Genomic DNA, 6,965 nt, shown 5'->3' on the forward strand with positions numbered 1-6,965 from the left:
CGACCGGGACGACCTCGGCACCGCCCTCAGCTCGCTCGGCACCGCGCTGACCGACGTGCAGAGCTTCATCGCGAACAACAAGGACCTCATCTCGTCCAACGTGCAGAAACTGACGGGCGTGACCCAGGCACTCGTCGACCAGCGGGGTGCCCTCGCGGAGGTCCTGGACGTGGCGCCACTGGCCATGTCGAACTTCCTGAACACCTACGACGCCGCCTCAGCCTCGTTCGCGATCCGCGGCAACCTCAACGAGCTGACCTACCCGCCGGTGCTCCTGCTGTGCCGCACGCTCAAGGCGGCCACGCCCACCCAGCTGCCGAAGACGATCAGCGACCTGTGCACGCAGCTGGCCCCGTACCTGGACGGCACGCTCAAGCTGCCGACCCCCGCGGAGGCGTTGCGGGCACTGGAGAACGGCCAGCTGCCGCCGCTGCCGATCCCACTCGTCGACCTGTCCGCCGCGACGACGGCAGGTGGCAGATGAAGCGGATCCTGTTGCTGGCTCTTGTTTTCGTCCTCGCCGGGTGCAGCAGCGCCGGCGGGTTCTCCGGCATGTACCAGCTGCCGCTGCCCGGCGGCGCGGACCTGGGCGACCACCCCTACCGCGTGGTCGCGCACTTCGGTGACGTGCTGGACCTCGTGCCCCACGCCGGGGTGAAGGTGCACGACGTCGCGGTGGGCCGGGTCGACCGGATCGAGCTGGCCCGCGACAACAGGACCGCGGTCGTGACGATGCTCGTGAACGGCGACGTGCGGCTGCCGGCCAACGCGGGTGCCGAACTGCGGCAGTCCTCGCTGCTGGGGGAGAAGTTCGTCGAGCTGCGCACGCCCGACACACCCGAGGGCACACTCCGCGACGGCGCGGTGATCCCGATCGACCGGACCAACCGCAACCCGGAGATCGAGGAGGTTCTCGGCGCGTTGTCGCTGCTGCTCAACGGTGGCGGCATCGCACAGCTGTCGACCATCGTCGACGAGGTGAACAGGGCGCTGGACGGCAACGAACCGGAGCTACGCGCCACGCTGTCCAACATCGACGACGTGGTGAAGGTGCTGGACGGCGAGAAGAACAACATCACGAAGGCGATCGACGCGTTGAGCCACCTGTCGACGAACCTCGTCGCGCAGACCGACAACATCAAGGTCGCGCTCGACCAGCTCGGGCCGGGGCTCGCGGTCGTGAACGAGCAGCGGGACCAGCTCGTGACCATGCTGAACGCGCTGGAGAACCTGTCGAACGTCGCGGTCGACGTGGTCGACCGCAGCCGCGACGACATCGCCGACGACCTCCGGCTGCTGGCCCCGACGCTCCAGCAGCTCGCCAAGGCCGGCACCGACCTGCCGAAGTCGTTGCAGTTCCTGGTGACCTACCCGTTCACCGACTACGCCCTCAACGACATCAAGGGCGACTACGTGAACGTGGACGTCACGTTCGACCTCGACCTGTCCGCGTTGCTGGACAACATCGAGAACGCGAGCACGCCGCTGATCCCGATCCCCGGCCTCAACCCGACGCCGACCCCGCAGTCGAACCCGAACGTGGAACCGCCGCTGCCGGTGCCCACACTGCCCGCCCCGCCGGAGTCGTCGTCACCGGGCGGGCTGCTCGGCCTGCTCGGCTCGCTACTGGGTGGTGGTCACTGATGTTGTTGCGCGTCACCAAGATCCGGCTGCTGGTGTTCGCGTTGATCGCGGTCGTCGGCATCATGTACGTCGGCGGCACCTACGCGGGGCTGGACCGGCTGTTCGGCGCGCGCGGCTACCGGGTGACCGTGCGGCTCGCCGACTCGGGCGGCATCTTCGCGAACGCCGAGGTGACCTACCGGGGCGTGGCCGTGGGCCGGGTCGAGCGGCTGGTCCTGTCCGACACCGGCGTCGACGTGATCCTCGACATCGAGGACGGCACACCCCAGATCCCCGCGTCCACGCTCGCGGTGGTGGCCAACCGGTCCGCGGTCGGCGAGCAGTACGTCGACCTGCAGCCACGTGACGACCGCGCCCCCTACCTCGTGGACGGCTCGGTGATCCCGGTGGCCCGGACCAGAACGCCGGCGGGGCCTGACGTTCTGCTGTCCAACCTGGACAGTCTGGTGACGAGCGTGCCGCAGGACTCGTTGCGCACCACCGTGGACGAGCTGTACGCGGCGTTCCAGAACTCGGGCCCGGCGCTGCGGGTGCTGCTGGACAGCGCGGGCAGGCTGACGTCGGCGGCGACCGCGCACCTGCCGCAGACGACGTCGTTGCTGGCGAACGGGCGCGTGGTGCTCGACACGCAGGCCGAGCAGTCGCAACAGATCCTGGACTACAGCTCGTCGCTGCGGTTGCTGGCGGAGCAGCTGAAGACGTCGAACCCGGACCTCCGCAAGCTGATCGACGTGACCCCGATGGTGGCCGTGCAGGTGGACGACCTCCTGCACGACTCCGGCCAGGACCTGGGCGTGGTCATCGCGAACCTGCTGACCACCATGCAGATCACGTCGACCCGCACCGGTTCGATCGAGGAGCTGCTGGTGGCGTTCCCGATGATCACCGCCACCGCCCCGGGCGCGAATCCGGACGGCACCGGCCACCTCGGCCTGGTGCTGACGTTCTTCGACCCGTTGTCCTGCACGAAGGGCTACGAGGGCACCCACCAGCGCGGCGCCGACGAGCTGACCGACGTGCCGGTGAACGAGCAGGCGTACTGCGCCGAACCACCCGGCAGCCCGATCGGGGTCCGCGGCTCCCAGAACGCCCCGTACGGCGGCAAACCGGTGGCGGTCCCGCCCTCCGCCGCGGCACCCCAGCCGCAGGTCCCCGGCCTGCCGGGCATTCTCTCCTGGCCGGGCGGCGCCCCGACCACCCTGTCGGGTTTGCTCGCCCTACCCGCCTAGCCACGGCGGCTACCCTGGGTCAGTGGCCTGGGACTACGCGCTGTGGGGCTCTTCGGCGGGTTCGCGGCCGCCACCGAGGCGCTCGCGCGCTCACCCCGAGCAGGTCCGGACGCCGACATCGCGCAGTCGATGCTGGTCGCGGAGCGGCTCCGGGCGCGGATAGCCGAACTCTCGGTGCCCACGATCGATCCACTCGACGAGGTGGCCGATGTCACCGGTCAGACCGCGTCGATCGGCGTGGCCGGTAAGCCTTGGCACGGGACCGTCCTGGACGTGCTGCTCCACGCCGCCGACGTCGCGGTCCGCGCCGCGAAGGCCAGCGGAGGCAACGCCGTGCGTGCCGCCGGTGGCCGGGGAGATCGTTAGCTACGCGCCGAGCTGCGTCCGGTTCGCTTCGCGTACCTGGTCGGCCAGCTCGGGGCACTCGACGATCGCCACACCGGCTGACGTCAGTTCCTCCGCGCCTTCGCCCACCACGAAGGTCGACGGCTCGCGGAGGGCGAAGACCACGCGGGGGATGCCGGCCTCGCGGATCAGCCGGCTGCACGACGCCGGGCGGGACTTGCGGCGGCTGCAGGGTTCCAGCGAGCTGTACATCGTCGCGGTGCGGAGGCGGGGGTCGTCCGGGGGGAGCTTGGCCAGTGCGGACTCCTCGGCGTGGACGAGGTCGTCCGTCTCGCGGGAGTAGCCCCACGCGATCGCCTCGCCGGCCGTGTCGACGATGACGGCGCCCACGCTGAACGCGGTCGTGGACGGGGGGCAGCGGTGGGACAGCTCGATGGCGCGGGTGAGCCAGTGGTGGTCGATCGCCTCGTCGCTCACCAGGTACCGGTGCAGCACCACGTTGCCGATCGTCGACACCGACGCCAGGACCGCGCGGGAGCGGGACGTGCGCGGGAACCGTCCGTCGTGGACGAACCGGGGGGCCGCGGAGTCGCCGACGAAGAACGGGGCCGTCACCAGCTGCAGCTCGTCCGCCAGGCCGGCCGTCAGGAACTCCGTCAGGACCCGGCCGCCGCCCTCGACCATCAGGCGTTCGACGCCGCGGTCGGCCAGGTCCTTGACGACCGCGTCGAGGGGGCCGTGCGTGATCAGGGCCGCGCCGTCCGCGCGGAAGGCCGCGTCGGCCGGCAGGTCCCGTGATGAGAGGATCACCTTCAGTGGCGTCGCCGGCTTCCCGGCCGCCTCCCGTGCCGCGCGGCGGGCCGGCGAGCGCACCGACAGGCGGGGGTTGTCCCGGCGGATCGTGTTCGCGCCGACCAGGATCGCGTCCACCCCGGCTCGTTCGGCGTCGACGCGGTCGAGGTCGGCGGCGTTGGACAGGACGAGCCGCTCGTCGGTGGCGTCGTCGAGGTAGCCGTCGAGGGAGATCGCACAGCTCAACAGGATGTACATGATCTCCCCTACTATCGCAGACATGTCCTTCACCGGTGAGATCAGCGCGACGTACCGGCCGGCGGCGACCCCTCCCGAGCTGAGTGGCCCGAACGTGAACACGAGGTTCCTGGCCACGGGCACGACGACCGGCGGCGACTTCGGGCTGTTCCAGTGGGACATGAACCCCGAGGCCGGCGGCCCCGCGGCGCACTACCACAAGACCTTCTCCGAGAGCTTCTACATCCTCGACGGCGCGGTCCGCCTGTTCGACGGCGCGAACTGGGTCACCGCGGTCAAGGGCGACTACCTGTACGTCCCGCCGAACGGCATCCACGCCTTCCGCAACGAGAGCGACGAGTTCGCCTCGATGCTGATCCTGTTCGCACCCGGCGCACCCCGCGAGAAGTACTTCACCGAGCTGGTCGAGATCCGGGAGACGGGCCGCCAGCTGAGCGACGAGGAGTACGCGGAGTTCCTCGCGAGCCACGACCAGTACATGGTCTAGCGCCCGCCGGCGGTCGCCGAAGTGGGTGCCCGCTCACCGACGACCGCCGAGCCGGGCCTGGTCAGCTGGCCGTGCGCCGGATCCGTCCCTCGTACAGCGCTTCGAGCTTGATGTTGCGTTCGTGCCCGCCCGGCACGTTGTTCGACACGTACACCGGCGGCTCGTAACCCGACTCCACCAGCAGCCGGACCGTCTCCGCGACCATCATCTGGACCAGCAGCCCGGCGGTCAGCGACGACACCCCGCCCACGGACGTCCCGTCCGGCAGCGGCAGCAGCGTGTCACCGAACGGCGCGCCGTTGTCGAGAGTGACGTCCGCGAGGTCCGACAGCCGCTTCCCGGACTCGTGCCGCGCCGGGACCTGGCTGCTGTGCTGCAACGACGTGATGGCGACCAGCTTGTGCCCGGCCGAGGTCACGACGTGCGCCATCTCCACCACCGAGGAGTTGACCCCGGAGCTGGAGGCGATCACGAACACGTCCTGGGGCGCGGGTGCGGCCAGCTCGTACAGCCGGGACACGACGTCCCCGCGCCGTTCGAGCATCGGGTCGGCGAGCACGGCCGGGTCCTCCCCGCCGAACTGCACCAGGTCCGTCAGCGCGATGCGGTTGGACGGCACGAGCCCACCGGCCCGGCCGGCGATCTCCAGGGCGGTGCCCTGCGAGTGCCCGGTGCCGAACGCCTGGATGACCCCGTTGTTCCGCACCGACTCCGCGAGCAGCGCGGCAGCGGGCGTCACATCGGTGCCGGCGATCGCGGTCAGCCGTTCGAGCAGGGCGGCAGAGGATGCGGCGGCGGACACGGTCATGGGGCCGTCACCGCCGCGACCGCAAACCGCACTACCTCCGCGATGATCTCGTCCAACGTGATCCTTCCCCGGTTGAGCGAGTAGTGGTGGACCATCTCGTTGACCGACGCGATCACCGCGAGGGCGGGCAACGTGAAGTCACGAGGCCGGGCCTCACCGCGCTGCACCGCACGGTCGGCCTCGGCGACCATGAAGTCCCACCAGCGCTTGCGCCACGCCATGCGGTGCTTCTCCACGGTGTTGCTGACCCCGATCATCTCGACGTAGGCGACGCGCGCCAGGCGCCCGTCGGCGGCCATGGTCTGGATGAACGTACGCACGGCCAACTCGAAGCGCTCCGCGAGCGCCGCGTCCCGCGCGTTCTCGAACGCGGCGTGCACCGCCCGGAACGAACGCTCGTTCGCCCGAGCGTGCAAGGCGATCAGCAGATCCTCCCGCGAATGGAACTCCTCGTAGAAGTTGCGCGTGGACACACCGGCATGCGTACACAACTTCTCGATCGACGCCGCCGCATACCCTTCGGTGCCGAACAACTGGAGCCCGGCCTCCATCAACCGTTCCCGCCGCTCGGCCCTGCGATCGGCCGCCGAGCGACCGCCATAGGTGCGCCGTGCCACCGTTTCGGTACGCGGCATGCGTTGGTCCTTCCCCGTCGCGAAAGCTGCGATGAGCAAGGTTACTGGCACGTGACCAGGCAAGACAACGAGGTCACCATCCCGACAAACGTGCAAATAGGCCGGTATCGTCCAGGCCCTTGGTGGGCGATGGCTTTGGGGGCATTTGGTCGGGTGGGGAGGGTAATGGGCGAATTTGTCTGGGCGGCGAAGGAGGCAACCCAAGCCAGGCCCGAGGCGGGGGGTGACGGAGGCCCCGAGTTCCATGGCCAGGGTGGTGGGGGCGGCTCGAGCCCTGCGGCCGAGGTATCTGAGGCGCCCGGCCCCGCGGCAAGTGGCGAAGGCGACCAAACCCACTGGCCGGAGTGGCTGAAGCGACCCGAGCCCCCTCGTCGAGTGGCAGAGAAGACCCGAGCCCCGGGGCAAGGTGACGGGAGCGACCCAAGCCCTGTGGCCAGCGCGGCGAACCGAACCAGCTGCCCGACCTGCCGAAGCTCCCCGACCTGCCGGCCGCGTGGTCAAGGTGGCGGAGGCGACCCAAGCTCCGTGGCCAAAGTGACGGAACTGGCCCCAGCGATGTGGCCAGCGGGGCGAAACCGAACCAGCTGCCTGAGTTGCCAAAGCTCCCCGACCTGCCGCCCCGTGGCCAGGGTGGCGGAAGCGTGGACCTCAGTGGCGTTCGGTGGTGGTGGCGGGGGCAAGGCAGGCAGGCGCCAGCCTGCCCCCGGAGGGGCCTGCCCAGGGCGGCGGAGGCTCGCGGGTCAAGGGTGACGGCCGCCAGGCCGTCA

The 6,965-nt window shown here is 70.2% G+C and carries 7 protein-coding genes and 1 pseudogene; 5 read left to right on the forward strand and 3 right to left on the reverse strand.

Annotated features, from left to right (window positions below; genetic code table 11):
- The 4 genes and pseudogenes from ACJ73U_RS01065 to ACJ73U_RS01080 all read left to right on the forward strand — a co-directional run.
- Positions 1-484 (forward strand): annotated as a pseudogene (locus ACJ73U_RS01065) (ABC transporter substrate-binding protein); the annotation flags it as partial.
- Positions 481-1,644, forward strand: coding sequence for an MCE family protein (locus ACJ73U_RS01070; protein WP_407775570.1), 1,164 nt, complete (start codon positions 481-483; stop codon positions 1,642-1,644). The pseudogene ACJ73U_RS01065 and the gene ACJ73U_RS01070, both read left to right, overlap by 4 nt.
- Positions 1,644-2,873, forward strand: coding sequence for an MCE family protein (locus ACJ73U_RS01075; RefSeq protein WP_407775571.1), 1,230 nt, complete (start codon positions 1,644-1,646; stop codon positions 2,871-2,873). Before ACJ73U_RS01070 ends, ACJ73U_RS01075 begins: the two co-directional genes overlap by 1 nt.
- 42 nt (positions 2,874-2,915) lie before the next feature.
- Positions 2,916-3,239, forward strand: coding sequence for a GGDEF domain-containing protein (locus ACJ73U_RS01080; RefSeq protein WP_407775572.1), 324 nt, complete (start codon positions 2,916-2,918; stop codon positions 3,237-3,239).
- Here ACJ73U_RS01080 and ACJ73U_RS01085 read toward each other — a convergent pair whose 3' ends face one another.
- Positions 3,240-4,292, reverse strand: coding sequence for a dihydrofolate reductase family protein (locus tag ACJ73U_RS01085; RefSeq protein WP_407775573.1), 1,053 nt, complete (start codon positions 4,290-4,292; stop codon positions 3,240-3,242). It abuts the gene before it with no gap.
- Between ACJ73U_RS01085 and ACJ73U_RS01090 the strand changes: the two genes are divergently transcribed.
- Complete coding sequence (locus ACJ73U_RS01090) at positions 4,291-4,755, forward strand: cupin domain-containing protein (RefSeq protein ID WP_407775574.1); 465 nt, start codon at positions 4,291-4,293, stop codon at positions 4,753-4,755. The genes ACJ73U_RS01085 and ACJ73U_RS01090 overlap by 2 nt on opposite strands.
- A gap of 61 nt (positions 4,756-4,816) precedes the next feature.
- Here ACJ73U_RS01090 and ACJ73U_RS01095 read toward each other — a convergent pair whose 3' ends face one another.
- Positions 4,817-5,563 (reverse strand): sugar isomerase domain-containing protein, encoded by a 747-nt coding sequence (locus ACJ73U_RS01095; RefSeq protein WP_407775575.1) that lies wholly within the window; start codon positions 5,561-5,563, stop codon positions 4,817-4,819.
- Positions 5,560-6,198: a TetR/AcrR family transcriptional regulator gene (locus ACJ73U_RS01100; protein WP_407775576.1), complete on the reverse strand. Its 639-nt coding sequence runs from the start codon at positions 6,196-6,198 to the stop codon at positions 5,560-5,562. Before ACJ73U_RS01100 ends, ACJ73U_RS01095 begins: the two co-directional genes overlap by 4 nt.
- Positions 6,199-6,965 lie beyond the last annotated feature (767 nt).

The sequence above is a fragment of the Actinophytocola sp. genome (assembly GCF_045807065.1).
Classification (GTDB): domain Bacteria; phylum Actinomycetota; class Actinomycetes; order Mycobacteriales; family Pseudonocardiaceae; genus Actinophytocola.